Source organism: Pseudomonas sp. S3(2024), from assembly GCF_036861315.1.
In the GTDB taxonomy this organism is placed as follows: domain Bacteria; phylum Pseudomonadota; class Gammaproteobacteria; order Pseudomonadales; family Pseudomonadaceae; genus Aquipseudomonas; species Aquipseudomonas putida_A.
In genome coordinates this window covers 60,554-85,945 of the sequence record NZ_JAZAQQ010000014.1, presented here as the reverse complement: position 1 = coordinate 85,945, position 25,392 = coordinate 60,554, and the positions used below count along the sequence as shown (strand labels likewise).

The 25,392-nt window shown below is 61.1% G+C and carries 22 protein-coding genes; 12 read left to right on the top strand and 10 right to left on the bottom strand.

Going from position 1 to position 25,392, the window contains the following annotated elements; translation table 11 throughout:
• Positions 1–64: 64 nt before the first annotated feature.
• On the top strand, positions 65–391 hold the full coding sequence (locus VLA07_RS25205) for a DOPA 4,5-dioxygenase family protein (RefSeq protein ID WP_098966448.1): 327 nt from the start codon (positions 65–67) through the stop codon (positions 389–391).
• Here the strand turns inward: VLA07_RS25205 and VLA07_RS25200 are convergent, their stop codons facing one another.
• The gene (locus tag VLA07_RS25200; RefSeq protein WP_333992255.1) at positions 392–793 is read right to left on the bottom strand and encodes a GFA family protein; all 402 of its coding nucleotides are present in this window, start codon (positions 791–793) and stop codon (positions 392–394) included.
• 323 nt (positions 794–1,116) lie between these two features.
• Here VLA07_RS25200 and VLA07_RS25195 point away from each other — a divergent pair, with 323 nt between their 5' ends.
• The 9 genes from VLA07_RS25195 to VLA07_RS25155 all read left to right on the top strand — a co-directional run bounded on the left by VLA07_RS25195 (position 1,117) and on the right by VLA07_RS25155 (position 11,761).
• Positions 1,117–2,424: a CitMHS family transporter gene (locus VLA07_RS25195; protein ID WP_007954069.1), complete on the top strand. Its 1,308-nt coding sequence runs from the start codon at positions 1,117–1,119 to the stop codon at positions 2,422–2,424.
• A 70-nt stretch (positions 2,425–2,494) separates the two neighbouring features.
• On the top strand, positions 2,495–3,262 hold the full coding sequence (locus VLA07_RS25190; protein ID WP_027610258.1) for a TerC family protein: 768 nt from the start codon (positions 2,495–2,497) through the stop codon (positions 3,260–3,262).
• Positions 3,263–3,758: 496 nt separating this feature from the next.
• Entirely contained in the window at positions 3,759–5,417 is a 1,659-nt protein-coding gene (locus VLA07_RS25185; RefSeq protein ID WP_096797619.1) for a Na/Pi cotransporter family protein, read from the top strand.
• A gap of 169 nt (positions 5,418–5,586) precedes the next feature.
• The gene (locus VLA07_RS25180) at positions 5,587–6,975 is read left to right on the top strand and encodes a M16 family metallopeptidase (RefSeq protein ID WP_247269476.1); all 1,389 of its coding nucleotides are present in this window, start codon (positions 5,587–5,589) and stop codon (positions 6,973–6,975) included.
• A gap of 191 nt (positions 6,976–7,166) precedes the next feature.
• Positions 7,167–8,195, top strand: coding sequence for a DUF5924 family protein (locus VLA07_RS25175; RefSeq protein ID WP_096797617.1), 1,029 nt, complete (start codon positions 7,167–7,169; stop codon positions 8,193–8,195).
• A gap of 54 nt (positions 8,196–8,249) precedes the next feature.
• Entirely contained in the window at positions 8,250–9,398 is a 1,149-nt protein-coding gene (locus VLA07_RS25170; RefSeq protein WP_096797616.1) for an ABC transporter permease, read from the top strand.
• Positions 9,395–10,198: an ABC transporter ATP-binding protein gene (locus VLA07_RS25165; RefSeq protein ID WP_007962720.1), complete on the top strand. Its 804-nt coding sequence runs from the start codon at positions 9,395–9,397 to the stop codon at positions 10,196–10,198. The genes VLA07_RS25170 and VLA07_RS25165 overlap by 4 nt, the downstream gene beginning before the upstream one ends.
• A 1-nt stretch (position 10,199) precedes the next feature.
• Complete coding sequence (locus VLA07_RS25160; RefSeq protein WP_123586008.1) at positions 10,200–11,138, top strand: MlaD family protein; 939 nt, start codon at positions 10,200–10,202, stop codon at positions 11,136–11,138.
• A complete protein-coding gene (locus VLA07_RS25155; RefSeq protein WP_333992250.1) occupies positions 11,135–11,761 on the top strand; it encodes an ABC-type transport auxiliary lipoprotein family protein in 627 nt (208 codons plus the stop codon). Before VLA07_RS25160 ends, VLA07_RS25155 begins: the two co-directional genes overlap by 4 nt.
• Before the next feature lie 120 nt (positions 11,762–11,881).
• On the opposite strand, the gene VLA07_RS25150 is transcribed toward VLA07_RS25155, so the two are convergent.
• The 5 genes from VLA07_RS25150 to VLA07_RS25130 form a co-directional block, all read right to left on the bottom strand.
• Positions 11,882–13,111: a nucleoside recognition domain-containing protein gene (locus VLA07_RS25150; protein ID WP_025112290.1), complete on the bottom strand. Its 1,230-nt coding sequence runs from the start codon at positions 13,109–13,111 to the stop codon at positions 11,882–11,884.
• Positions 13,112–13,314: 203 nt separating this feature from the next.
• Positions 13,315–14,646 (bottom strand): glutamate/aspartate:proton symporter GltP, encoded by a 1,332-nt coding sequence (gene gltP / locus VLA07_RS25145; protein WP_103367992.1) that lies wholly within the window; start codon positions 14,644–14,646, stop codon positions 13,315–13,317.
• 702 nt (positions 14,647–15,348) lie between these two features.
• Positions 15,349–15,813: an inhibitor of vertebrate lysozyme family protein gene (locus VLA07_RS25140; protein ID WP_096797612.1), complete on the bottom strand. Its 465-nt coding sequence runs from the start codon at positions 15,811–15,813 to the stop codon at positions 15,349–15,351.
• Between the two features lie 2 nt (positions 15,814–15,815).
• The gene (locus VLA07_RS25135; protein ID WP_003177151.1) at positions 15,816–15,980 is read right to left on the bottom strand and encodes a DUF1328 domain-containing protein; all 165 of its coding nucleotides are present in this window, start codon (positions 15,978–15,980) and stop codon (positions 15,816–15,818) included.
• Between the two features lie 72 nt (positions 15,981–16,052).
• The gene (locus VLA07_RS25130; RefSeq protein WP_047297449.1) at positions 16,053–16,337 is read right to left on the bottom strand and encodes a hypothetical protein; all 285 of its coding nucleotides are present in this window, start codon (positions 16,335–16,337) and stop codon (positions 16,053–16,055) included.
• Positions 16,338–16,763: 426 nt separating this feature from the next.
• Between VLA07_RS25130 and algB the strand changes: the two genes are divergently transcribed.
• Both algB and VLA07_RS25120 read left to right on the top strand, forming a co-directional pair.
• The gene (gene algB / locus VLA07_RS25125) at positions 16,764–18,110 is read left to right on the top strand and encodes a sigma-54-dependent response regulator transcription factor AlgB (RefSeq protein WP_027610247.1); all 1,347 of its coding nucleotides are present in this window, start codon (positions 16,764–16,766) and stop codon (positions 18,108–18,110) included.
• A gap of 10 nt (positions 18,111–18,120) precedes the next feature.
• Positions 18,121–19,911 (top strand): KinB sensor domain-containing domain, encoded by a 1,791-nt coding sequence (locus tag VLA07_RS25120; protein ID WP_027610246.1) that lies wholly within the window; start codon positions 18,121–18,123, stop codon positions 19,909–19,911.
• On the opposite strand, the gene VLA07_RS25115 is transcribed toward VLA07_RS25120, so the two are convergent.
• From VLA07_RS25115 to VLA07_RS25100, 4 genes are all read right to left on the bottom strand, one after another.
• Entirely contained in the window at positions 19,908–21,524 is a 1,617-nt protein-coding gene (locus VLA07_RS25115) for an EAL domain-containing protein (RefSeq protein ID WP_333992207.1), read from the bottom strand. The two genes, VLA07_RS25120 and VLA07_RS25115, sit on opposite strands and share 4 nt — an antisense overlap.
• Before the next feature lie 73 nt (positions 21,525–21,597).
• Positions 21,598–22,377: an N-acetylmuramoyl-L-alanine amidase gene (locus VLA07_RS25110; RefSeq protein ID WP_333992205.1), complete on the bottom strand. Its 780-nt coding sequence runs from the start codon at positions 22,375–22,377 to the stop codon at positions 21,598–21,600.
• Between the two features lie 100 nt (positions 22,378–22,477).
• Positions 22,478–24,505 (bottom strand): GGDEF domain-containing protein, encoded by a 2,028-nt coding sequence (locus tag VLA07_RS25105; RefSeq protein WP_333992203.1) that lies wholly within the window; start codon positions 24,503–24,505, stop codon positions 22,478–22,480.
• Complete coding sequence (locus VLA07_RS25100; RefSeq protein ID WP_027610242.1) at positions 24,502–25,380, bottom strand: endonuclease/exonuclease/phosphatase family protein; 879 nt, start codon at positions 25,378–25,380, stop codon at positions 24,502–24,504. The genes VLA07_RS25105 and VLA07_RS25100 overlap by 4 nt, the downstream gene beginning before the upstream one ends.
• Positions 25,381–25,392: the final 12 nt, after the last annotated feature.

Genomic DNA, 25,392 nt, shown 5'->3' with positions numbered 1-25,392 from the left:
TCCCTCGTATGGCGTGTGACACGCAGCCTGCGCCGAGGGTTCGAACCGATTCAGAGGCTTTCAGATGCACGCAATCAATGGCTATCACGCCCACGTCTATTTCGACGCTGACTCAATTGATCAGGCGCGCGCTTTGTGTGAACAGGCGGCGCAGTTGTTTCCTCTGAAGATGGGGCGCGTCCATGAGCGCCCGGTCGGCCCGCATCCAGACTGGAGCTGCCAGTTGGCTTTCGGCCCGGAGCTGATCGGTGAGGTGTTGCCGTGGCTGGCGCTCAATCGCAAGGGGCTGGTGGTGTTCCTGCACCCGGATACCGGCGATGACTTGCTCGATCACACCGAGCATGCGATCTGGATGGGCGCGATGCGGCCGCTGGATCTGTCTATTTTCTGATCAAAGAGTTTCTTCGGGCTCGCCCGGCAGATGCTCGTCCAGATGCAGCCAGGGCAATTGGCTGTCCGTCCAGATGTGCCGCTCGGCCGGCGCCCGCTCCGGGTGATCCAGCGTGGCGATGGTCACATCAATGCTCTCAGGGCTGAGCAATGTCACCAGCGCCAGTTGCGCGCCACAGTGCGAACAGAAATACCGCGCGCAACTGCTCGACGAGTCATAGCGCGATGGCGTGCCGCTCAGCCACTGGAAGCTGGCCGCCGCCACGGTAATCCACGTGGTGACAATCCCACCGCTGACCTTGCGGCAGATCGAGCAGTGGCAGTGGGCAATGTCCTGCAATGGCCCGCTGAACTGATAGCGAATCTGTCCGCAGTGGCAGCCACCACTGTGCACTTCTTCCATTTCCCTGCCCTCCCGTCCCCGAAATGATTGACTCTAGTCGCATCCGACAGCCGGTTGGCCATTCGCCTGAAGCTTTCGTCAGCGAAAGGTAGCTGAAAGGTTGCCCGATTAGGATCGCCGCCACTACCGGCAACAGACCGGTTGGCCAACGCGTGTGATCGCTCGCATGTCAGGCCCAATTAACAACAACAATGGTGATTCTGATGTCCTCTGTAGCCCGCCTTCTCGCTGAAACTCCGCCCGTACGTCTCGTGCTTCCCGTTCTGCGCTGATCCCTTCCGATCCGCTCACTCAATTAGCCGCGCTACGCCTGGAGTAATCCCATGCTGACTTTCCTTGGCTTCGCCATGGTCATCACGTTCATGTTCCTGATCATGACCAAGCGCCTGTCTGCGCTGATCGCCCTGATCATCATCCCGATCCTGTTCGCCCTGTTCGGTGGTTTCGCGCCGAAGATCGGCCCGATGATGCTCGAAGGTATTACCAAGCTTGCGCCGACCGGCGTGATGCTGATGTTCGCCATTCTGTACTTCGCCCTGATGATCGACTCCGGCCTGTTCGACCCGGCCGTGCGCAAGATCCTCAAACTGGTCAAGGGCGACCCGCTGAAAGTTTCGGTCGGTACCGCCGTGCTGGCGCTCGTCGTTTCCCTTGATGGAGACGGCGCGACCACTTACATGATCTGCGTGGCCGCCATGCTGCCGCTGTACAGCCGCATCGGCATGAGCCCGCGGATCATGGCCGGTCTGATCATCCTCGCCGGTGGCGTGATGAACATGACCCCGTGGGGTGGCCCAACCGCCCGTGCCGCCAGTGCGCTGCATGTCGACCCGTCGGACATCTTCGTGCCGATGATCCCGGCGATGGCCGCCGGTGTGGTGGCGATCCTGATCATTGCCTACTTCTACGGCAAACGTGAGCGTGCGCGTCTGGGCGAGCTGCACCTGATCGGCGACGAGATTGATCACAGTGAAATCAGCGTCTCGCAGTTCCCCGATGCCCGCCGTCCGAAGCTGATCTGGTTCAACGGCCTGCTGACCCTGGCGCTGATGTGCACCCTGATCGCCGGCCTGCTGCCGCTGCCGGTGTTGTTCATGGTGGCGTTCAGCATCGCGATGATCGTCAATTACCCGTGCCTGCAAATGCAGAAGGACCGCGTTGCGGCCCACGCCGGCAGCGTGCTGTCGGTGGTCAGTCTGATTTTCGCTGCGGGTATCTTCACCGGTATCCTGTCCGGAACCGGCATGGTCGACGCCATGTCGAAAAGTCTGCTGGCAGTGATTCCGGACTTCCTCGGCCCGTACCTGGCGGTGATCACGGCGCTGGTGAGCATGCCGTTCACATTCTTCATGTCGAACGACGCGTTCTACTACGGCGTATTGCCGGTGCTCTCCGAAGCGGCCAGCCATTACGGCATCACCGCAGTGGAAATGGCCCGTGCCTCGATCGTCGGTCAGCCCGTCCACTTGCTCAGCCCGCTGGTGCCGTCGACCTACCTGCTGGTGGCGCTGGCCGGTATCGAGTTCGGTGACCACCAGCGTTTCACTCTGAAGTGGGCAGTGCTGGTCTGCCTGTGCATACTGGTGGCCGCCTTGCTGCTGGGGACTTTCCCGCTGTTCAGCACGTTGTAACGGCATTCACTCACCATGACGCCAGCTGCTTGCTGGCGTCATGGTTTAACACTCGCTCAAAGGAATACACATGGATTGGCTGACCAACCCCGAAATCTGGGTTGCCTTCTTTACCCTGACCGCCCTGGAAATCGTTCTGGGCATCGATAACATCATCATGATTTCGATCCTGGTCAGCCGCATGCCCAAGCACATGCAGCAGCGCACGCGGATTTTCGGCCTGGGCCTGGCGATGATCACGCGGATCCTGTTGCTGCTGTCGATCACCTGGGTCATGCGCCTCACCGCCGACCTGTTCGTGGTGTTCGGCCAAGGTATTTCCGGGCGTGACCTGATCCTGTTCTTCGGTGGCCTGTTCCTGCTGTGGAAGAGCTCGCAAGAGATGTACCACGCGCTGGAAGGCGAAGATGAAAGCGGCGACGAGCCTTCGGGCAAGGGCGGCAACTTCCTCTACACCATCATCCAGATCGCGATCATCGACATCGTGTTCTCGCTGGACTCGGTAATCACTGCCGTCGGCATGGTCTCCCATGTGCCGGTGATGGTCGCGGCAATCGTCGTCGCCGTGCTGGTGATGATGGCGGCCTCGGGCAAGATCAGCGAGTTCATCGACAAGCACCCGTCGCTGAAGATGCTGGCGCTGTCGTTCCTGCTGGTGGTCGGTACCGTACTGATCGCCGAGTCGTTCGACGTGCACGTACCGAAAGGCTACGTCTACTTCGCCATGGCGTTCTCGCTGGCGGTGGAAGCGATCAACATCAAACTGCGCGGCGCGATGGCCCGGAAGAAACAGCAGCAGGATCCGGTGAAACTGCGCAAGGATGTTCCGGGGCAGTAACCCGGTAGTCCTGAATCACGCAACACCCCTGTGGGAGCGAGCCTGCTCGCGAAGACGGAGTGTCAGTCGACAACAATGTTGGCTGATCCACCGCTTTCGCGAGCAGGCTCGCTCCCACAGTTGTTTGTGCATTCAGGCAGGGGGGACGAGGTTGTGCAGCACCCGGTTCACCGCCAGTTCGCTGCGTTTAATCCCCTCAAGCTCTGACACAAAAACCTGTGGGAGCGGGCTTGCTCGCGAAGGCGTCGTATCAGTCGATAAAAATGTTGACTGGCCCACCGCTTTCGCGAGCAAGCCCGCTCCCACAGGGGAATCGGGGTTTTCAAGTCAGGTGGATAAAGCCATTTTCATGACACTTTTGTTTCAATCCGCACTTTAGCTGTGCAATGCTGGCGCCCAGTCCGTTAGCCAACTACAGCTTAAGTATCAAAAACGTAGAAACCGCGCGGTACCGTCAACTTGCCCCTTTGGGGCGCTGCTACTACAGGGGGTCTGCATGCTCACCCTGCTCAATTTGCTGTCTGCCGTGGCTCTGCTGATCTGGGGCACGCACATCGTCCGAACCGGCATCCTGCGGGTGTACGGCACCAATCTGCGCCATGTGATTGGCCAGAACATGTCCAAACGCTGGCTCGCGTTCGTCGCCGGCATCGTCGTGACTGCGATGGTGCAGAGCAGCAACGCCACGGCCATGCTCGTCACCTCCTTCGTCGGTCAGGGCCTGATGGCGCTGACCCCGGCGCTGGCGACCATGCTTGGCGCCGACGTCGGTACGGCGTTGATGGCGCGGGTGCTGACGTTCGACCTGTCGTGGCTGTCGCCGCTGCTGATTTTCCTCGGGGTGATTTTCTTTCTGTCGCGCAAACAGACGCGGCTCGGGCAGATGGGCCGGGTCAGCATCGGTCTGGGGCTGATCATTCTCGCGCTGCAACTGATCGTCGAAGCCGCCGCGCCGATTACCCACGCCCAAGGGGTGAAGGTGATCTTTGCTTCGCTGACCGGCGACATCCTCCTCGACGCCTTGGTCGGCGCGTTGTTCGCGATGATTTCCTACTCCAGCCTCGCCGCTGTGCTGCTGACCGCGACGCTGGCCGGTGCCAGCGTGATCAGCCTGCCGGTGGCGATCGGTCTGGTGATCGGCGCCAACATCGGCAGCGGCGTGCTGGCGTTCATGAGCACCAGCATGCAGAACGCGGCCGGGCGGCAAGTGGCGCTGGGCAGCCTGCTGTACAAACTGATCGGCCTGCTGCTGATCATCCCGGTGCTTGACCCGCTGGTGCACTGGATGGACGGCCTGGATTTCAGCCCGCAGGAAATGGTCATCGGCTTCCACTTGCTCTACAACACCGCGCGCTGCCTGATCCTGCTGCCCAGTGTTTCGCCGATGGCACGGCTGTGTGCCTGGCTGCTGCCGGAGCGCCCGGAGGTCAACGGCACCGCCAAGCCGCGGCATCTCGATGCGACGGCGCTGGTCACCCCGAGCCTGGCGTTGGCCAACGCCGCCCGCGAGACCCTGCGCATGGGCGACCTGATCGACAACATGCTCGACGCGATGCTCGATGTGCTGCGCGGCAAGCAGACCGCCATTACCCAGGAAATGCGCCGACTGACCGATGACGTCGAAGCGCTGTACAGCGCGATCAAGCTGTATCTGGCGCAAATGCCCCGCGAGGATCTCGGCGAACAGGACAGTCGGCGCTGGGCGGAGACCATCGAGCTGGCGATCAACCTGAAACTGGCCAGCGACCTGATCGAACGCATGCTGCGCAAGGTGCAGCAGCAGAAGACTTCCCAGCGTCGTTCGTTTTCCGAAGAAGGCCTGGAGGATCTGGCCGGGCTGCATCAGCAACTGATCGCCAACCTGCGCCTGGGCCTGTCAGTGTTCCTCAGCGGCGACAAGGAAAGCGCCCGTCAGCTGTTGCGCGAGAAACGTCGCTTTCGCGCACAGGAACGGCGTCTGGCCCATGCCCATGTCAGCCGTTTGCAACGTAAGATCGTGCAGAGTCTGGAAACCAGTTCGCTGCATCTGGAGCTGATTGCGGATATGAAACGCTTGAATTCGCTGTTTTGCAGCAGTGCTTATGTGGTGCTGGAAACGGCCGATACCGGGGCGCTGGAAGCGGATGATATTGCCGACATTACGCATTCGCCTTGAACGTCTGGGGCTGGGGTCAGTCAGTAACATTGATTCAGCCTTCAGGGCGCTATCGCGAGCAGGCTCACTCCTACAGGGGGAACGCGTTTCAAATGTAGGAGTGAGCCTGCTCGCGATGAGGGCCTGACTGACAACACGGATCTCCAAATCAGCCGTATGGAAGCCTGTTATGCGTTGCCTGTTGTTCGCCTGTCTGTTGCTCGGTTCCCTGCCCGCCTTCGCCGTTGATCGCTTTCAGGTCGAAGGCTACGCGCTGCCCAACGGTTTGCAGCTGTTGCTCAAGCCCGGCACCGAGCGCGGGCATGTGGCGATTCGTCTGGTGGTGGGCGTCGGTCTCGACGATTTCGATTGCGATGAAAAAGAGCTGCCGCACCTGCTCGAACATCTGCTGTTCAGCGGCGTCGATGCTACTGGCGAAGGCGGCCTTGAGGAGCGCATGCAGGCGCTGGGCGGCGAGTGGAACGCGTTTACCAGCAACGCCGACACCACGTTCGTCATCGAAGCCCCGGCAAAGAACCAGCGCAAGGTCCTCGACCTGTTGCTCGACCTTTTGACCCAGACCCGCATCGACGACAACGCGATCAACGCTGCCAAACGTGTGGTCGAGCGCGAGGACGGCGGCCATTACACGCGCCTGCAACGCTTTCTCGACCGCCAGGATCTGGGCCACACCGCGAGCAATCAACTGGCGGTGGAATTGGGCCTGAAATGCCCGCAGCGGGCCGAGGTCGGTCACCTGACCCAGAAGCAACTGGAGAAGGTGCGCAAGACCTGGTACGCGCCGAACAACATGACCCTGATCGTCGTCGGTGAACTCGACAAACTGCTGCCGGCCTATCTGGAACGCACTTGGGGCGCGCTTGAAGCGGTGGACCCGGCGGAGCACCGTGAGCTGCCGGACATCCGCACCAGCGCCGCCCATGAACGCACCCTCACCCGTGGCTTCATCGGCGACAGCGCCAAGTTGCACTGGCTGGTGCCGGAGCCGATGCTCGACGATCAGTACGACGAGACCTTCGACATCCTCAAGGACTACCTCGACTGGGCGCTGTACCGGCAGATTCGCCTGAATCACGGCTTGTCCTACGGGCCATGGGCCGAGCGCGAAGTGTTTGGCGGGGTCGGCTTCATGAGTCTCAATGCCGACGTCGATCGCGATGACCTCGCCGAAGCCCAACAAGTGCTGGAAGACCTCAAGGCCGACCTGCTGAAAAACGGCCTCGACCCGGACACCTTCGCCCGGATCAAACAAGCCGCCATCGCCCATCAGGCCTGGGCGGTACAGGGCAACAGTGCGATGGCGGATTACTACTGGAGCGCGCTGGGCGATTACGAGGACGGGCGCTTTGCCAACCCGGCCCGGGAGCTGCAAGGCGTGACCCTGGAAACGGCAAACAAGGCCATGCGCGAGTTGCTGTTGCAACCGGGGTATCTGCGGATCGAGAAGCCGTTGCTCAGTGATGATCAGGTGTTGTGGCTGGTGGCGGGTGGATTGGGCGTCGTGCTGCTCATCCTGGTGGGTTGGCGCTTGCACCGCCGTAAGCCAGCCGAACACTGAACCTGTGGGAGCGGGCTTGCTCGCGAAGGGGCCGTGTCAGTCGACATCATTGCTGAATGACACACTGCCTTCGCGAGCAAGCCCGCTCCCACAGGGATCCGTGCTGATTTTACTGACCGGGAGCCTCGCCACGTTGCCCGGCGGACGGTACTCTGTCGAGGTTTTTTCCTACTCAGTCGTGAACCGCCACCATGCAGAAAATCCCCCTCCTGATCCAGCGCATTCTCGAGCTGATGAAGCGCTATCCCGGGGTGATTGCGCTTGGCGGTTTCATCTCCGGGGTCGGCAGTTTCATTCTGGTCGATCGCCAGCAGGGACTGGCGAGCTGGATCACCATCATCATGCTGCTGAGCTGGATCTGGCTGATGCTGGAAAACACCCTGACCGGCCTGTTCACGCGCATCTTCAAGCGGGAGATCCCCCAGCCGCTGCTGCGTTACGCGACGCAGATGATCCATCAGGAAAGCCTGTTTTTCGTCCTGCCGTTCTTCTTCATCACCACCACCTGGAACAGCGGCCAACTGATCTTCACCGGCCTGCTGTGCATCGCCGCGCTGATCTCGATTGTCGATCCGCTCTATTACAAATGGCTGGCGCCACGGCGCTGGGCGTTTCTCGCGTTGCACACCCTGACCCTGTTCGCCGCCCTGCTCACCGCGCTGCCGGTGATCATGCACCTGACCACCGCGCAAAGTTTCAAATGGGCACTGGGCACGGCGGTGGTGTTGTCATTCCCGAGTCTGGCGTCGATCTTCCCGATCCGCACCGTGCGCAACGCGTTGGCCATTCTGTGCATCACCTTCGGCATTGGCGCGGTCGGCTGGACGCTGCGCTCGTGGGTGCCGCCGGCGACGCTGTGGATGACCGACGTGGCGATCAGCACTCAGTTGCAGGATCGCACCCCGGGCGACAGCCTCGAACAGGTCAGCGCCGAGCAGATCCGCAACGGCGGTCTCTATGCCTACACCGCAATCAACGCGCCGCGCGGGCTGGATGAGCGGATCTACCACGTGTGGCAGTTCGACGGCAAAGAGGTCGACCGCATCGCTCTCGATATCCACGGCGGGCGCAAGGAAGGTTATCGGGCGTGGACGCACAAGCAGAACTTCCCCGGCAACCCGGCGGGCAAGTGGCAGGTGCGGGTGCTGACTGAAGACGGTCAGGTGATCGGCGTGTTGCGTTTCGAAGTGACAGACAGCACAGCGATCAAAGAAAAGTAATCCGGTTCGTGCTATTACGTTAGTTCGCTTAATAGCCGGACAAGCACGGAGCTTATGATCAGCAGCTCAATGAGCGGTAATGCCCAACTGGACACGTCAATCAGCCCTGCCCGCCTGCGGGTTTCCGGGGACTGGACGCTTGCCCATTACGCCGACCTCAAGCACCTGACCGAAAAACTGACCGGCCAGTACGACGCCAATACCGTGGTCGACCTCAACAGCCTCGGTGCGCTCGACACTGCGGGCGCTTCGTTGCTGGTGGAGCTGCTCGGTTCCGAGCGTCTGGGCAAATCCGCCGAACACCCCGACTGCACGATTTCCCAGGCCGACCGCGCGTTGCTGCAAACGGTGTATCGCTCGCTGACCGACTTCTGCGTGCCGATCAAGGAGCCGGAAGTCAGCGTCAGCGTGCAACTGCTGACCCGCATCGGGCGCGCGGTGGAAACGGTCTGGCAGGACACCCTGCAAGTGCTGGGTTTCATCGGCCTGATCCTCGAAACCATCGCCCGCAACCTGTTGCGCCCCAAGCGCTGGCGCATCACCCCCGTCGTCGCCCACATCGAACAGACCGGCCTCGACGCCGCGCCGATCGTGGCGCTGCTGACTTTTCTGGTCGGCGCGGTGGTGGCATTTCTCGGCGCCACGGTGCTGGCCAGTTTCGGCGCGACGATCTTTACCGTGGACCTGGTGGGCTTCTCCTTCCTGCGTGAGTTCGGGGTGTTGCTCACGGCGATCCTGATGGCCGGCCGCACCGCCAGTGCGTTCACCGCGCAGATCGGTTCGATGAAGGCCAACGAGGAGATCGACGCGATCCGCACCCTCGGCCTCGACCCGATGGAGCTGCTGGTGGTGCCGCGCGTGCTGGCGATGCTGGTGGCGCTGCCGATGCTGACGTTTCTGGCGATGCTCTGCGGGATCATCGGCGGCGGCGTGGTGTGCGCGGTGTCGCTGGGGATTTCGCCGGCGATGTTCCTCTCGCTGCTGCAGAGCGACATCGGTATTCAGCACTTTCTGGTCGGCCTGGTGAAAGCGCCGATCTTTGCCTTCCTGATCGCCACGATCGGTTGCCTGGAAGGCTTCAAGGTCAGCGGCAGCGCCGAATCGGTCGGTGCGCACACCACGTCAGCCGTGGTGCAGTCGATTTTCGTGGTGATCGTGCTCGATGCGGTGGCTGCGCTGTTCTTCATGGAGATGGGCTGGTGAGTCGTCTACCCCGCGCGCCCTCGGAGGCGGTGATCGAAGTCCGTGGCCTGTGCAATCGCTTTGGCAGCCAGAGCGTGCACGAGAATCTCGATCTGGATTTGTACAAGGGTGAAATCCTCGCCGTGGTCGGCGGCTCCGGCAGCGGTAAATCGGTGCTGTTGCGCAGCATTGTCGGTCTGCGTCGGCCCAGCGAAGGCAACGTGAAGGTGTTCGGGCAAAACCTGCCGAGCCTGTCCGAGCATGAGCGTTCGCTGGTCGAGCGGCGCTTTGGTGTGTTGTTCCAGAAAGGCGCGCTGTTCTCCTCGCTGACCGTCACCGAAAACGTCGCTCTGCCCCTGATCGAACACGCCGGCCTGAGCCGCAACGATGCCGAGCATCTGGCGGCGGTTAAGCTGGCGCTGGCCGGGCTGCCGCTGTCGGCGGCGGACAAATACCCGGCTTCGCTGTCCGGCGGGATGATCAAGCGCGCGGCGCTGGCGCGGGCCCTTGCGCTGGATCCGGACATCCTGTTTCTCGACGAACCCACCGCCGGCCTCGATCCGATTGGCGCAGCGGCGTTCGATCAACTGATCCTGACCCTGCGCGATGCGCTGGGCCTGAGCGTGTTTCTGGTGACCCACGACCTCGACACGCTCTACACCATCACCGACCGGGTGGCGGTGCTGGCGCAGAAGAAAGTGCTGGTGGCCGGCCCTATCGATGTGGTTTCGGAAACCGACGACGCGTGGATTCACGAATACTTCCACGGCCCGCGTGGCCGCTCGGCGCTGGACGCCGCCAAATTGCTCAACGAGGTCTGACATGGAAACCCGAGCCCATCATGTGTTGATCGGCCTGTTCTCGGTGATAGTGGTGGCAGGCGCCCTGCTCTTCGGCCTGTGGCTGGCCAAGTCCAGCGTCGATTCCGAGTTCAAGGATTACGAAGTAGTGTTCAACGAGGCGGTCAGCGGCCTGTCCAAGGGCAGCCCCGTGCAGTACAGCGGGATCAAGGTTGGTGACGTGGTCAGCCTGCGTCTCGACCCGAAAGACCCACGCCGGGTGCTGGCGCGGATTCGTCTGGGCGGGGACACCCCGGTCAAGGAAGACACCCAGGCCAAACTGGCACTGGCCGGGATCACTGGCACCTCGATCATCCAGCTCAGCGGCGGCACCCCGGAGAGTCCGAAGCTGCGTGGGCATGACGGCGAGCTGCCAACCATCGTCGCGGCACCCTCGCCTATTTCCCGGCTACTCAACGACAGCAACGACCTGATGACCGGTATCACCGCACTGCTGAGCAACGCCAACCAGATGTTTTCTCAGGAGAACGTCGAGCGCGTCAGCAACACCCTGGCGCATCTGGAGCAGACCACCGGTTCGATCAACGATCAGCGCGGCGACCTGCGCCAGGCCATGCAGCAACTGGCGAGCGTCGGCAAGCAGGCCGGCAGCATGCTTGAGCAAACTTCGGCGCTGATGCGCAACGCCAACGGCCTGCTCAACGATCAGGGCAAGCAGGCGCTGGGCAGTGCCGAGCAGGCGATGAAGTCGCTGGAGCAAAGCAGCGCCACCATCAACGGCCTGCTGAGCAAGAATCAGAACTCCCTCGACAACGGTATGCAGGGCCTCAATGGCCTGGCGCCGGCGATCCGCGAACTGCGCGAGACCCTGACCTCGCTGCGTGGCATTTCCCAACGGCTTGAGGCCAACCCCAGCGGCTACTTGCTGGGCAGTGACAAGAACAAGGAATTCACCCCATGAAGCTGATTCACTTTGCTCTCCTCGCCAGCCTCGCTTTGACCAGTGCCTGCTCGATCCTGCCCAAGGCCGAACCTTCGGACGTCTATCGCCTGCCCGCCGCGCAAGCGCCCGCCTCGCCCAGCTCAGCGGCGACCCAGCACTGGTCGCTGCGCCTGAACAAGTTGCAGGCCAGCGAAGCGCTGAACCGGCCGAACATCGCGGTGATTCCACAGGGCGACGTGATCAGCAGCTACAAGGCTTCGCGCTGGAGCGATCCGGCGCCGGTGCTGGTGCGTAATCGGCTGCTGGATGGTTTTGCCCGCGATGGTCGGGTGACGCTGCTCAGCACCGATGACAGTAACTTCGCTGCGGACCTGGAACTGGGCGGCAGCTTGCAGGCGTTTCAGACTGAGTATCAGGGCAATCAGGCCAGCGTCGTGGTGCGGGTCGATGCGCTGCTGGTGCGCGGCTATGACCAGAAGATTCTCGCCAGCCGCCGCTTCGAAGAGCGCCAGCCATTGAATGATGTACAGGTGCCGGCGGTGGTCGCGGGGTTTGGACAGGCCAGTGATCGGCTGACGGCCAAGGTTGTCGCCTGGGCTGTTCAGCAAGGCCAGCAATTCACCCAACAACCCAGACCTTAAACCCCACGCAAAACCAATGTAGGAGTGAGCCTGCTCGCGATAGCGGTTTACCAATCACATCAGTGGTGACTGAATTACCGCTATCGCGAGCAGGCTCACTCCTACAGTTTTGATTTGTGGTTAACCGAAGAACCAGTAGCAGACGCCAATCGCACCGAGTACGCCGGCCAATTCGGCCAGCAGCGCGCATCCAACGGCGTGCCTTGCGCGTTGAATCCCCACCGCACCGAAATACACTGCCAGCACATAGAACGTGGTCTCGGTGCTGCCCTGAATCGTCGCCGCCACCAGTGACGGGAAGCTGTCGACGCCGGAGGTCTTCATGGTCTCGATCAGCATCGCCCGTGCGGCGCTGCCGGAAAACGGTTTGACCATCGCCGTCGGCAACGCATCGACAAAACGCGTATCCCACCCGGCCCACTGCACCAGATGCCGAATGCCATCCAGACCAAAGTCCAGCGCGCCCGAGGCACGCAGCACGCCAATCGCGCAGAGCATCGCCACCAGGTACGGCAGCAGGTTCTTGGCGACGTCGAAGCCCTCCTTCGCGCCCTCGACGAACGCTTCGTAGACCTTGACCTTGCGTAACGCGCCGATCACCAGGAACAGCATGATCAGGCCGAACAGCGTCAGGTTGCCAAGGATCGACGACAGCCCGGCCAGCGCCGTGGCCGACATTGTCGCCAGAAGCGCCATGAAGCCGCCGAGGATCAGTGCGCCGGGAATCAGATAGGCCAGCACCACCGGGTCCCAGATGCGCAGGCGCTGCATGAACGCCACCGAGAGGAAGCCGACGATGGTCGAGCAACTGGTCGCCAGCAGAATCGGCAGAAACACCAGAGTCGGATCTGGTGCGCCTTGCTGGGCGCGGTACATGAAGATTGTCACCGGCAACAGGGTCAGCGACGAGGCGTTGAGCACCAGGAAAAGGATCTGCGCGTTGCTGGCGATGGTCGCGCTGGGGTTGAGCTCCTGCAGCGCCTTCATGGCCTTGAGGCCGATCGGCGTGGCGGCGTTGTCCAGGCCCAGGCCGTTGGCGGCGAAGTTCAGGGTAATCAGACCGAGCGCCGGGTGCCCGGCCGGGACTTCCGGCATCAGCCGCAGGAACAGCGGCCCGAGGACCTTGGCCAGCCACTCGACGATCCCGGCCTTCTCGGCGATGCGCAGAAAGCCCAGCCACAGGGTCAGCGTGCCGAACAGCAGCACCATGACCTCGACCGAGAGTTTGGCCATGGCGAAAATGCTTTCCACCATCGCCGCGAAAATCCCGGCGTTGCCACCGACCAGCCACTGCACCAGCGCAGATATTGCTGCCACGACGAAGAAGCCAAGCCACAGGCCATTAAGCATCAGTCAAATCCCCCGGAAGATGCGGCGAATAATAGCGGGGTCGCCAGAAACGACAAACCCCGGATTGCTCCGGGGTTTGTCTTCTGTATGCGCCGATCCAATGTGGGAGCGGGCTTGCTCGCGAAAGCGGTGTGTCAATCAACTGAGATGTCGAATGTACCGGCCTCTTCGCGAGCAAGCCCGCTCCCACAAGGGTGTTTGCATTACGGCTTGGAAATTTCGCCAGCCGGCAGTTTTTCCTTGCTGCGCCAGTGCGGCAGGGAGTTCCAGTAGCGCTCGCCTTTGGCGTCGTCGTACATGCCTTCCCAACGCGCGATAACCAGCACTGCCAGGGCGTTGCCGATCACGTTCAGTGCGGTACGCGCCATGTCCATGATGCGGTCGACACCGGCGATGAACGCCAGGCCTTCCAGTGGGATACCGACACTGCCCAGAGTCGCCAGCAGCACCACGAAGGACACGCCCGGTACGCCGGCGATGCCTTTGGAGGTGACCATCAGGGTCAGCACCAGCAGCAGTTGCTGGCTGATCGACAGGTCGATGCCGTACAGCTGGGCAATGAAGATCGCTGCGATCGACTGGTACAGGGTCGAACCGTCGAGGTTGAACGAATAGCCGGTCGGTACCACGAAGCTGCAAATGGCTTTCGGTGCGCCGTAGGCTTCCATCTTCTCGATCACCCGTGGCAGCACGGTTTCCGAAGAGGCGGTGGAGTAAGCCAGGACCAGCTCATCCTTGAAGATGCGCATCAGCTTGATCACCGAGAAGCCGAACAGCTTGGCGATCAGGCCCAGCACCACGAAGGCGAAGAAGGCGATGGCGACGTAAACCAGGATCACCAGTTTGGCCAGCGGCAGCAGCGAGGCGAAACCGAAGTTGGCCACGGTCACCGCGATCAGGGCGAACACGCCGATCGGCGCGTAGTTCATGATCATGTGGGTGACTTTGAACATGCTTTCCGAGACGCCCTGGAACATCTTCACCAGCGGCTCTCGCAGGTCCGACTGCAGGCTCGACAGACCGAGACCGAACAGCACGGAGAAGAAGATGATCGGCAGCATTTCGCCACGGGCCATGGCCGCGAAGATGTTCGACGGGATCAGGTTGAGGATGGTCTCGATGAACGCGTGTTCATGTTGCACTTCGGCGGCGGTCGCCTGGTACTTGGAGATATCCACCGTGCCCAGGGTGCTCATGTCGATGCCGGCGCCCGGGTGGAACAGGTTGGCCAGCAGCAGGCCGACGATGATCGCGATGGTGGTGACGATCTCGAAGTAGATGATGGTCTTCAGACCGATACGCCCGAGTTTCTTGGCGTCGCCCACGCCGGCGATGCCGACGATCAGGGAGGAGATGACGATCGGGATCACGATCATCTTGATCAGACGGATAAAGATATCGCCTGCCGGTTGCAGGACGTTGCTGATCCACCAGGCTTTTTCGGCACTGAAGTGGTTGAGCAACGCACCAATTGCAATCCCTAAAACCAGACCGATGAGGATCTGCCAGGCGAGGCTGAGTTTTGCCTTCTTCATTATCTTTACCCTTACTTGCGTTTGACTCAGGCACATGCAGGAACTGGAACGCTCTGTCAGCGGAAAAGTCTGTGCATCTGCCTCCGTATAAGGTGCCCCGAAGCGCGTATTTACGGCTCTTCGGCAGGCGAAAAAAGGCGCAACTATTCCGATGCAAGGTTGCGCCGTCTAATGCCGTAAACGCCTACCCTATGCCGAATCGGCATGAGCTTTTTTAATTGAAACTGGCGTCCCAACCGGTTCGATTACGACATTTCAGCCGGCATAAGTGCCGTGAACCGGCCATTGCAGCGTAGATTGGTTATTTTTTAAACGAGAAATTTCGACGGAAATCTTAAGAAAAAGCCTACGTTTGCAGACTAGATGTCCCACTGTTTAAAGGGACTCTTTCTCGATATACGGTCGCCAGGAAACACCGCGTAATGTTTTCGCGCGCAGTGTGAGGCATAAAAAGATGAGCAGGACGCTCTGGATCAATGTTTTTGCATCGGATAAAGCTCAGCGCAAGTCCGTCGAACCACTGAGGGTCGGCGAACCTGCGTCGCAGCTTTTACCCTGACCCGGCCCTCGCGCAGGCACTCCCTGTACCCGTAGGTCACTCCGACCCTGCAACAGTCAGAACGTCCCGGCCCCCTGGTCATGCGCCAGCCTTCCTCGGGTAGGCGCAATAAAGGGCAGCGGGGCGCTGCCCTCATGTTCGAATCAATACCACTTCGGGTCTTTCTTCAGCGTTTCCATCAACAGGTTCTGCATACCCTCATCCGGTTTGCCGAGGAAGCGGTAGGTGGCATGTCGCGTTGGCGACTTGTCGGCCGGCAGTCCTTCGGGAACATCGACGAGCATGGCGTACGCGTCTTTCTTGTCGAAGCTGAAAGCCACGATCAAGCGGTGGTTGAGGCACTTGTCTGCGGATTCACAGAGCGGGCCGACCAGGTACTTGTCGCCGTCTTCAGTCACGGCATTCATCTGCTGGTCTGGCGTGCCGGACAGGTTCATCACCCATTCCGGCAGGCGTTCTTCGTGTTTCACAACGCCTTGCCAGGTTTCCCGGTATTGCGGGTCGGAGCTGAGCAGCTCGTTGACCCGCGCCTGGCCATCATTGGCCGCCATCGCCATGGCACTACCGCCCATAAGCAGGGCGGCTGCCAGTGTCTTCAAAGCAATCATCGTTAACCTCGGCCGCGACGGCCAAAGAAGAAGGAAGCGATGAACATCACCAGGAACACGACAAAGAGAATCTTGGCGATACCCGTGGCGGTGCCCGCGATACCACCGAAGCCCAGTACGGCGGCGATGATGGCAATGATCAAGAATGTAATTGCCCAGCTCAACATGGTGATTCTCCTTACTTCTCTATTTAGGGATATTGCGTGTTCCGGCGCGATGCGCCTGAATTCTTCAGTTCGTCAGAAAACCCAGCGCTCTTCACGTGGCAGTTGATCCAGCGGCTGCGGCTGATCGACATCCATCATGCGCATCGAGGCGCTTTCGGCCTGACTGCTGCTGACGGCGCTGAAGTGCGTCTGCGTGCTGTGTTGAATCGAGATCAGCGGCTCAGGCTTCTGGCTGTTTTCCCAGCTCAGGTATTGCTGGCAGGCAATCAGGGTGATCAACAGTGCAAGTACGCCAAACAGGCCTTGCTGGATATGCAGTGGCGAGATACGCACTTGGGCGGCACGTTGGCGAGTCATCCTGGGTTCCTCACTCTTATTCGGTTGGGGCAGTGGAATCTGCCCGGGCTGAATGAGTTATTGCAGGCTGCATGCCAGTTTTTTATTTGAAAAATATTCAATAAAATCAATTGGTTGCGAGTGAGTTAAATTCAGCGACGGACGCATCCTGCACGATGGGTCATCTACGGTCGTGCGAAATGCATGATTATTTCGTAGGAGATTTCATTCTTATGGAATTGAGAGCACGTCGCGGATGTCAGAAAAGTACGCAGGGAACCCTCTGCAAATCGGTGGTTGTTTAAAAACTCAACAAAATCAATGGATTGGCCGTCAAGGCAGGAGAGAGCTACCCTCCCATGGCTCGCATCGTTCAGAATCAACCATGCAACTTGCCCGATTTTTCCGGGACTAACCCAAGATCAATCACTATGGAGCGTAGGAAAAATGGAATCTGCCACTGAGCATCAAGGCCGCATTCTGCTGGTGGACGACGAGTCCGCCATCCTGCGAACCTTTCGTTACTGCCTCGAAGACGAAGGTTATACGGTGGCCACCGCCAACAGCGCGGCTCAGGCTGATGCACTGTTGCAACGCCAGGTATTCGACCTCTGCTTCCTTGATTTGCGTCTGGGTGAAGACAACGGTCTCGATGTACTGGCGCAGATGCGCGTTCAGGCGCCATGGATGCGGGTGGTGATTGTCACCGCGCATTCGGCGGTCGATACCGCGGTGGACGCGATCCAGGCGGGCGCCGCCGACTATCTGGTCAAACCGTGCAGCCCTGACCAGTTGCGTCTGGCTACCGCCAAGCAGCTGGAAGTGCGCCAGCTCTCGGCGCGTCTGGAAGCCCTCGAAGGCGAGATCCGCAAACCCAAGGACGGCCTCGACTCTCACAGCCCGGCGATGAAAGTCGTGCTGGAAACTGCGCGGCAGGTTGCCGGTACCGACGCCAACATCCTCATCCTCGGCGAATCCGGCACGGGTAAAGGGGAACTGGCCCGGGCCATTCATGGTTGGAGCAAGCGCGAGAAGAAATCCTGCGTGACCATCAACTGCCCGTCGTTGACCGCAGAGTTGATGGAAAGCGAGCTGTTCGGTCACAGTCGCGGTGCGTTTACCGGCGCCAGCGAAAGTACGCTTGGTCGAGTCAATCAGGCGGACGGTGGCACGCTGTTTCTCGACGAAATCGGCGATTTTCCGCTGACTTTGCAACCCAAGCTGCTGCGTTTTATTCAGGACAAGGAATACGAGCGGGTAGGGGACCCAGTGACCCGTCGTGCCGATGTGCGGATTCTCGCCGCGACCAACCTTAATCTCGAAGACATGGTGCGCGACGGGCGCTTCCGTGAAGACCTGCTGTATCGCCTCAACGTGATCACCCTGCATCTGCCGCCATTGCGCGAACGTGCCGAGGACATCCTGACCCTGGCCGACCGCTTCCTCGCGCGCTTCGTCAAAGAGTACGCGCGTCCGGCCCGGGGCTTCAGTGACGAGGCGCGAGAGGCGCTGCTGGGTTATCGCTGGCCGGGCAATATTCGTGAGCTGCGTAACGTGGTGGAGCGGGCGAGCATCATCTGCCCGCAGGAACGCGTGGAAATCAGCCACCTCGGCATGGCCGAGCAGCCGGCGAACAACGCACCTCGAGTCGGCGCCGCGCTGAGCCTCGATGAACTGGAAAAAGCCCACATCGGCGCGGTGCTGGCGACGGCGGGCACTCTGGATCAGGCAGCGAAAACCCTCGGCATCGACGCGTCGACCCTGTATCGCAAGCGCAAGCAGTACAACCTGTGAGCGCCCGACGATGAAGCTGGCGATGAAGTTGCGCACTCGCTTGTTCCTGAGCATTTCTGCGCTGATCACGGTCGCCTTGCTCGGGCTGTTGCTCGGGCTGGTCAGCGTGATGCAGATGGCCGGTACTCAGGAAGCAACGATCCGCAGCAACTTCGTGACCCTCGACCTGGGGCTCAAATTGCGCCAGACCCTCGGCGACCAGTTGGTGCTGATGCTGGCCGAAAAACCCGATCCCGCCGCGTTCGAAGCGTCAAAGCAGCATTACCTGCAATTGCTGGATGAAGGCATTTCGCAGGAGGCCGACGGCGATGGCCGACAGTACGGGTTTACTCAGGCCAAGGCCGACTACCTGAGCTTTCTCCAGGCGTTCGAGCTGTCGCGTAATCCGGGCAATGTGCTCAGCGGCAACAGCGACCTCAGAGAACGCTTCAACATTTTGCGCAATGGTTTGATTGCCGAGCACAAGCATGCGCTGGACAACATCAACGCCGTGCAGCATGACGCCCGGGAAAGGGCGCTGCTGGTCTCCGGCCTGCTAGGGTTGGTGGGACTGGCGGTGCTGATCATCGGCTTTGTCACCGCGCATGCGATTGCCCGGCGTTTCGGCGCGCCGATCGAGGCGCTGGCGCAAGCGGCGGACAACATCGGCCAGGGCAATTTCGAGGTGACGCTGCCGATTTCCTCGGCGATGGAAATGAACCAACTGACCAAGCGCTTCGGGCTGATGGCCGAGGCGCTGCGCGAGCATCAGGCGACCAACGTCGACGAACTGCTGGCCGGTCAGCAGCGCTTGCAAGCGGTGCTCGACAGCATCGACGACGGCTTGCTGATGATTGATCGCGAAGGGCATCTGGAGCACCTCAATCCAGTGGCCCAGCGCCAGTTGGGCTGGGACAGTGATCGACTCGGTCAGGGTTTGGGCACAGCGCTGGAGCGCCCGGAACTCGACGCACAACTGCAACTGGTGTTGCGCGGCGGCACCCTTGAGCGTGCTCCGGAAGATTTGAGCATCGAGGTCGATGGCGAATCACGTCTGCTGACTTACAGCCTGACGCCGGTCAGCCACACCCAGGGGCATATTCTTGGCGCGGTGATGGTGCTGCATGACGTCACCGAGCAGCGCGCCTTCGAGCGCGTACGCAGCGAGTTTGTGCTGCGTGCCTCCCATGAGCTGCGCACGCCGGTCACCGGCATGCACATGGCGTTCGGGCTGTTTCGCGAGCGGGCGAAGTTTCCCCCGGAGTCACGCGAGGCGGACTTGCTCGACACGGTCAATGAAGAGATGCAGCGCCTGATGCAGTTGATCAATGACTTGCTCAACTTTTCGCGTTATCAGAACGGTTTACAGAAGCTCACCCTGGCGCCGTGCTCCATCGAAGACTTGCTGGCGCAGGCGCAATCGCGCTTTGCGGATGCGGCGGCGGCCAAAGGCATTGCCTTGAACGTCGAAGTGCAGGGGCCGTTGCCGCGTCTGCAAGCCGATCAGGCGCAACTGGACCGGGTACTGGATAACCTGATCGATAACGCCCTGCGCCATACCGCCCGCGACGGGCAGATTCGCCTGCAGGCGCGTCGGCATGGCGAGCGGGTAATCATCAGCGTCGAGGACAACGGCGAAGGCATTGCCTACGGGCAGCAGGGGCGGATTTTCGAACCGTTCGTCCAGGTCGGGCGCAAGAAGGGTGGCGCCGGCCTTGGCCTGGCGCTGTGCAAGGAAATCGTCCAGTTGCATGGCGGGCGGATGGGCGTCTATTCGCGGCCGGGGCAGGGCACGCAGTTCTACATGGCGCTGGCGGTCTAGGCTTCGTCATCCAGTCGGCGCCCGGCGAGGCGCCGTCCACGGGTGATCAGTTCAATGAACTGCACCGCACTCAAGGCCTGGGCGAACAGCCAGCCCTGACCGAACTTGACCCCCTCGCTGCTGAGAAACACGGCTTGCGCTTCGTGCTCGATGCCCTCGGCAATCACCTTCAGATCCAGTGCCTGCGCCATGTGAATGATGTGCGGAGCAACGCCACTGCTGGCCGCGTCATGACCGAGTGCGTCGATGAAGGCCTTGTCGATTTTCAGGCAGTCCACCGGCAACGTTTGCAGGTAGGCGAGGCTGCAATAACCGGTACCGAAATCGTCGATCAACACTTGATGGCCGACATCGCGCAAGGCTTGCAGGTTCTCCCGCGCCACCACCACATCGATCAGCCCGCGCTCAGTGACTTCGAAGGCGATCTGCCGCGCCGCAACCCGGTGCAGGGTCAACAGCCTGGCCATGACCTGGCCGATGCGCGGCACCATTACGTCGCATGCTGCGAGGTTGACCGAGATGTACAGCTGCGGATTGGCGCGCAGCACTGGTCCCAGTTGTTCCAGCAGCCGCTGCAGGACGAAATCGGTCATCTGCCGAATCTGCCCGGTGTTTTCCGCCAATGGAATGAACAGGTCGGGGCTGGTCAGGGTGCCGTCCGGGCGGCGCCAGCGCAGCAGGGCTTCGGCGCCCACGCAATTGCGGCTGTCGAGGTCGAATATCGGTTGATACAGCACTTGTAGCTCGCCCCGTCGTATCGCGCCCTGGAGTTCGGCGTCCAGTGACTGGCGCTGGCGCACCAGCAGAAACACGAAGAAACCGGCAAACGCCCCCAGCAGCAGGCAGGCCGGCACCATCCACCACCAGACGGTGGGAATGTGCATGCCACTGCGCGGAGTGATCAGCACCAATTGGTATTCCGGATTGTTGGTTGGCATGCGGTAGATCAGCCGTGACTGGGTGACTTGCAGGGCTTCGCGGCTCTTCGGTGGCCAGGTTTCGCTCGGTGGCCAGGTCTGTGCGGTGCCGAGTACCGGAATCGCTCGCCTGCCATGATCGAGTACCACCAGCAGGCTGCTGTCCGGTGGCAGGTCGACCATGTCGGTCAAATGCCCGCGCGATGTCGCCACACGGAAGTTGCCGCGCCCGAGCATCAGCGCCGCGCGGTTTTCATCGGGTTCGGTGGTGGTGTTGAGCCAGTAGCTGTAAGTCGGGCCCTTGATGTCCGGCGCGCGGACGACCGACAGTCCCTCCTGCCGGGGGCGGTTGGAGCAGATCCGCGAGCCGTCCATGTAGGCCGCTTCATAGACGAAGCGATAGTTGAAAGTGACCTGTTGCAGGGTGGCGATCATTTCCTCATCGCAACTGCGCAACGGCTGCGCCTGGAGGTCGTCGAGACTTTCGCGCAACTGCCCGAACAGTTGCTCGAGGCGAGCCAGAAAACGCTCGCCCTGGGCGTTCATCTCCTGGCTTTCGTTCTGCTCGATCTGGCGCATGGCGACGAACATTCCGCCGGCGATCAGCAGGCTTGCACTGAGGACAGCCGCGATCATCGCCAAAAACCACGGGCGATAAAACCAGCTACGCAGCGTCGCTCGGGTAGTAACCATCATGGAATATCCGAAGAATTACCAATGAGTTATAGCTGCTGATTACGATTTCGCCCTGACCGTCGGGCGGGCGTCATTATTTTGTCTGATTGAGTACCAGCAACAACGCCGCCGTTTGTGCGTCTGGCGTACCGTCGAAACGGGACGGGCGGAAGTGCATCTGGAACGCTGCCAGTACATGGCGCGTCGCAACATCCAGCTCGCCGGTCTGCGGGGTGTCATAACCCACGCGCGCCAGTTGTTCCTGAAACCAGCTGATGCTGGGCAATTCGGCGTTGAAGTGCGCTTGCTGCCGCGCCACCGCTTGTTCGTTGGGCCATACGCCAAGGCCTTCGGCCGCCAGACGTTTCCATGGGAACAGTGGGCCGGGGTCGAGTTTGCGCAGGGGCGCGATGTCGCTGTGGCCGATGATATGGCGCGGGCTGATGCCCTGGCGCTGGCTGATGTCCTTGAGCAGGACGATCAGCGATTGAATCTGCGCTTCGCTATAAGGGAACCACAGGCGCCCGGTCGGCGTGTCCTTGAAGCCCGGATTGACGATCTCGATACCGATCGAGCTGGAGTTGAGCCAGGTGCGGCCCTGCCATTGGCTTTCCCCGGCGTGCCAGGCGCGCTGGTTTTCATCCATCAGCTTGTAGATCGTGCCGCCCTTGTCATCGCCGATCAGGTAGTGGCTGCTGACTTCGCCGTGGGTCAGCAGTTGCAGCGAACGCGCGAGCGACGCCGAGGTGTAATGCACGATCACGAACTGCACGCGGCTGTCGTGATTGGCCGAAGGATGGCTGGTGTCGTAACGCGGGCCGCTGGCACAACCGGCCAGAACGAGCAGCGACGCGAGGAGGGCAAAAAATTTCATGGCAGAAGGCAGTACACGCAAGACAGTAATGCAACAGTGTAACGTACTGCCTCGGGTCTCGACGGCCGGCGGGCTTAATTAAACAAAATGGAACAATTGCTCAGCCCAGCTCGACCCGGTTGCGCCCGCCGTTTTTTGCGCGGTACAACGCCTGATCGGCTCTTTTGAGCACCAGGTCGCTGTGTTCTCCCATCCTGAACGACGCCAGGCCCATGGAAATGGTGATCGTCACCCGTTCGCCCTTGAAGTGAAACGGGCAGGCTTCGATCGCCGCGCGCAGGGTCTCCAGCAGTTTGGCGCCCACCGCAGGCGTGGTCGCCGGCAGCAGCAGAACGAATTCCTCACCACCAAAGCGGGCAATGAAATCCGCAGCGCGCAGGCGTTTGCGCAGCACTGTGGCGATGATCTTCAGCACCTTGTCGCCGGCCAGATGGCCATAGTTGTCATTGATGCGCTTGAAATGATCAAGGTCGAGCATCGCTAGACTCAAGGTGTTGCCGTGTTGCTGCCACTGTTTGATCTCGTGTTCCAGGCGTTCGCTCCAGGCGGCGCGGTTGGGCAGGCCGGTCAGCGGATCGATCAGGGCTTTCTGCCGCTGTTCTTCCAGGTGTTCGCGAAAGCCCAGGGCTTCCTGCTCCATGTGCGCCACACGCTCGGCCAGACCCTTGAGGCGTGCCGCCACTTCCTGCTCGCGGGCATCGCGTTGTTTCTGGTGTTGATCCATGGTGCCGAGCAGGCCTTCCAGATGGTTCTCCAGCACTTGCTTGAGGTCATCCAGATCGGCCGCTTCCTGCATGCTGGTCTGCAAACCATCGACCTGCTCACGGATCTGCGTGTCCATCGCCCGCGCCGCCGAGCTGTTGTCGGCGTGGCCTTCGCTGGCGGCCTGCAGATTGCTCTGGAAGGCTTCGAGGCGTTCGTTGAGTTGTTGCAGATAGGCTTCGAATTCGTGCTGGCCGCTGTCGGTGATCGCCAGCATCAAGGTCGCCAGATCGTCGAGAATCGGCAGCAGTTCGTACCAGTTCAGGCCATTTTTCAACCGGTCGCGCATTGCTTCGGCCTGCGGGCGATGGCGCTCGGGCAGGGTCAGGTCGTCGAGCAGCCCGATCAGCGTGTCTTCGATGTGTTTGGCCACTGAACTGTAAGACGGCTCCGGGGAATCGGGCAAGGCGTACAGAATGTCCTGCTCGGGTTGCTCCGGATCGATGGCGGCCAAAGCCTGGGCAATCGGTTCGGGTAGGGGCAGACTATCGAGGAGCAACGGTGCCGGGATGTCGCCCGGGTGGATCAACTCGTCGGGGTTGAACGCGGCAGCAGGTGCTGGCGCCGTGATCGGGGTGGTCGGCCGTTCGGCTTCAGGTTCGGCCGCTGGTAGTGCAGGTGCAGCAACGGGTTCGCTGATCGGCTCGGCAGCAATGACCGGAGGCACGAACGCGAACACAGATGATTCGGCCTCAGGCTGCACTGCTGGCGTTTGCTTATGCTCGACCGCTGTGGTTGGCGCGGGTACCGGCTCAGGTGCAGGTGCAGGTGCAGGTGCAGGTTCAGCGTTGGCCGGCGTCGGCGCCTGAGGCTGATCCGAAGACTCAGGCACCCCTTCACTGTCACGACTGCCAAACAGGCGCTGCAAAAAGCCCGGCCGGTCGGGCTCGGGCGGCGTTTCCAGCTGGCTCAACGCCTTGCCCTGCAAACCACTGAGTTCGCTCAACAGCAGCGGCATTTCCCGCGCCTGGCCGACCCGGCTGTCGAGTTGCTTGGCGAATTTCTTCAGCGGCTGGGCGACTTCCCGGGGCAGCGGCAGCGCTTGTAGCTGGGTGACCAGCGCGGTAAGCGCGGTGCTGACCTGATCGATTCGGGTTTCGCGACGTTGCTCGGAATCGAGCACGGCTTTTTCCAGGCGCGGCAGCAGGGCGGCGAGGCCGGCGTCCATGTCGTCGGTGCGCACCACATCGCGCATTTCTTTCATGCACTGATCAACGACCTTGTCGGTGCCTTCAGCGGCCAGCGTGCTGCGCACCAGACCGCGGCGCAGCAAGTCGAGCCGGGCGGCCCAGCGACGTTCGAGCTTGTCCTGTTGTTCGATGCTTTTGAGGTACTTCTCTTTCCAGCGCTGGGCGTCGTCGCTCATTCAGGGGTTCCGCGAGGGGCAGGACTCAACGCGGGCAATGCATCGGCCGTGAGCGAACCCGGCAGACGAATCTCTACCGCGACCGGCAGGTGATCGGAAATGGGTTGGGCCAGCACTTCGACCTTTTCCAGGGTCAGGGTCGGGCTGAGCAAAATATGATCAAGGCATCGCTGTGGCCGCCAACTGGGAAAGGTGGCTTGCATCTGCGGGGCCAGCAGGCCGAGATCGCGTAACGGTGACTGTTGTAGCAGATCACTGGCATGGGTGTTCATGTCGCCCATCAATATCTGGTGCTTGTAGCCACTGATCAGGTCACGAATATAGGCCAGTTGCAGGCTGCGCACCCGTGCGCCGAGCGCCAGATGCATCATCACCACCACCAGCGCCTCCGGACCTTCGCCGAAGCGCAGCAGGATCGCGCCGCGACCTTTGGGGCCGGGCAGCGGATGATCTTCGATCGCCCACGGCTTCAGTCGACTGAGCACGCCATTGCTGTGCTGGGCCAGTCGGCCTAGGTTGCGATTGAGTTGTTGATACCAGTAGGGGAAGGCGCCGAGGTGGGCCAGATGTTCGACTTGATTGACGTAGCCTGAGCGCAGACTGCCGCCATCGGCTTCCTGCAGGGCGACCAGATCGAAGTCGCCAAGCAGGTCACCGATCTTCTGCAGATTGCCTGAGCGCCCGGTGTGCGGCAGCAGGTGCTGCCAGCTGCGGGTCAGATAATGCCGATAGCGCTCGGTGCTGATGCCGACCTGGATATTGAAACTGAGCAAGCGCAGACGATGGTCTGCGGGCAGGCCCGTGGACTCCAGGTGATGCTCGTTGACCTGCGGATCATGCAGGCCAACGCTGCGTTCGGTGCCCCAGCGGCGCATGGCGGTTACCGC

Bases quoted from the DNA above. Each gene is read 5' to 3' on its own strand.
- VLA07_RS25205 (WP_098966448.1), top strand. From the start codon at position 65: ATGCACGCAATCAATGGCTATCACGCCCACGTCTATTTCGACGCTGAC.
- VLA07_RS25200 (WP_333992255.1), bottom strand. From the start codon at position 793: ATGGAAGAAGTGCACAGTGGTGGCTGCCACTGCGGACAGATTCGCTAT.
- VLA07_RS25195 (WP_007954069.1), top strand. From the start codon at position 1,117: ATGCTGACTTTCCTTGGCTTCGCCATGGTCATCACGTTCATGTTCCTG.
- VLA07_RS25190 (WP_027610258.1), top strand. From the start codon at position 2,495: ATGGATTGGCTGACCAACCCCGAAATCTGGGTTGCCTTCTTTACCCTG.
- VLA07_RS25185 (WP_096797619.1), top strand. From the start codon at position 3,759: ATGCTCACCCTGCTCAATTTGCTGTCTGCCGTGGCTCTGCTGATCTGG.
- VLA07_RS25180 (WP_247269476.1), top strand. From the start codon at position 5,587: ATGCGTTGCCTGTTGTTCGCCTGTCTGTTGCTCGGTTCCCTGCCCGCC.
- VLA07_RS25175 (WP_096797617.1), top strand. From the start codon at position 7,167: ATGCAGAAAATCCCCCTCCTGATCCAGCGCATTCTCGAGCTGATGAAG.
- VLA07_RS25170 (WP_096797616.1), top strand. From the start codon at position 8,250: ATGATCAGCAGCTCAATGAGCGGTAATGCCCAACTGGACACGTCAATC.
- VLA07_RS25160 (WP_123586008.1), top strand. From the start codon at position 10,200: ATGGAAACCCGAGCCCATCATGTGTTGATCGGCCTGTTCTCGGTGATA.
- VLA07_RS25155 (WP_333992250.1), top strand. From the start codon at position 11,135: ATGAAGCTGATTCACTTTGCTCTCCTCGCCAGCCTCGCTTTGACCAGT.
- VLA07_RS25150 (WP_025112290.1), bottom strand. From the start codon at position 13,111: ATGCTTAATGGCCTGTGGCTTGGCTTCTTCGTCGTGGCAGCAATATCT.
- gltP (WP_103367992.1), bottom strand. From the start codon at position 14,646: ATGAAGAAGGCAAAACTCAGCCTCGCCTGGCAGATCCTCATCGGTCTG.
- VLA07_RS25140 (WP_096797612.1), bottom strand. From the start codon at position 15,813: ATGATTGCTTTGAAGACACTGGCAGCCGCCCTGCTTATGGGCGGTAGT.
- VLA07_RS25135 (WP_003177151.1), bottom strand. From the start codon at position 15,980: ATGTTGAGCTGGGCAATTACATTCTTGATCATTGCCATCATCGCCGCC.
- VLA07_RS25130 (WP_047297449.1), bottom strand. From the start codon at position 16,337: ATGACTCGCCAACGTGCCGCCCAAGTGCGTATCTCGCCACTGCATATC.
- algB (WP_027610247.1), top strand. From the start codon at position 16,764: ATGGAATCTGCCACTGAGCATCAAGGCCGCATTCTGCTGGTGGACGAC.
- VLA07_RS25120 (WP_027610246.1), top strand. From the start codon at position 18,121: ATGAAGCTGGCGATGAAGTTGCGCACTCGCTTGTTCCTGAGCATTTCT.
- VLA07_RS25115 (WP_333992207.1), bottom strand. From the start codon at position 21,524: ATGATGGTTACTACCCGAGCGACGCTGCGTAGCTGGTTTTATCGCCCG.
- VLA07_RS25110 (WP_333992205.1), bottom strand. From the start codon at position 22,377: ATGAAATTTTTTGCCCTCCTCGCGTCGCTGCTCGTTCTGGCCGGTTGT.
- VLA07_RS25105 (WP_333992203.1), bottom strand. From the start codon at position 24,505: ATGAGCGACGACGCCCAGCGCTGGAAAGAGAAGTACCTCAAAAGCATC.
- VLA07_RS25100 (WP_027610242.1), bottom strand. From the start codon at position 25,380: ATGCGCCGCTGGGGCACCGAACGCAGCGTTGGCCTGCATGATCCGCAG.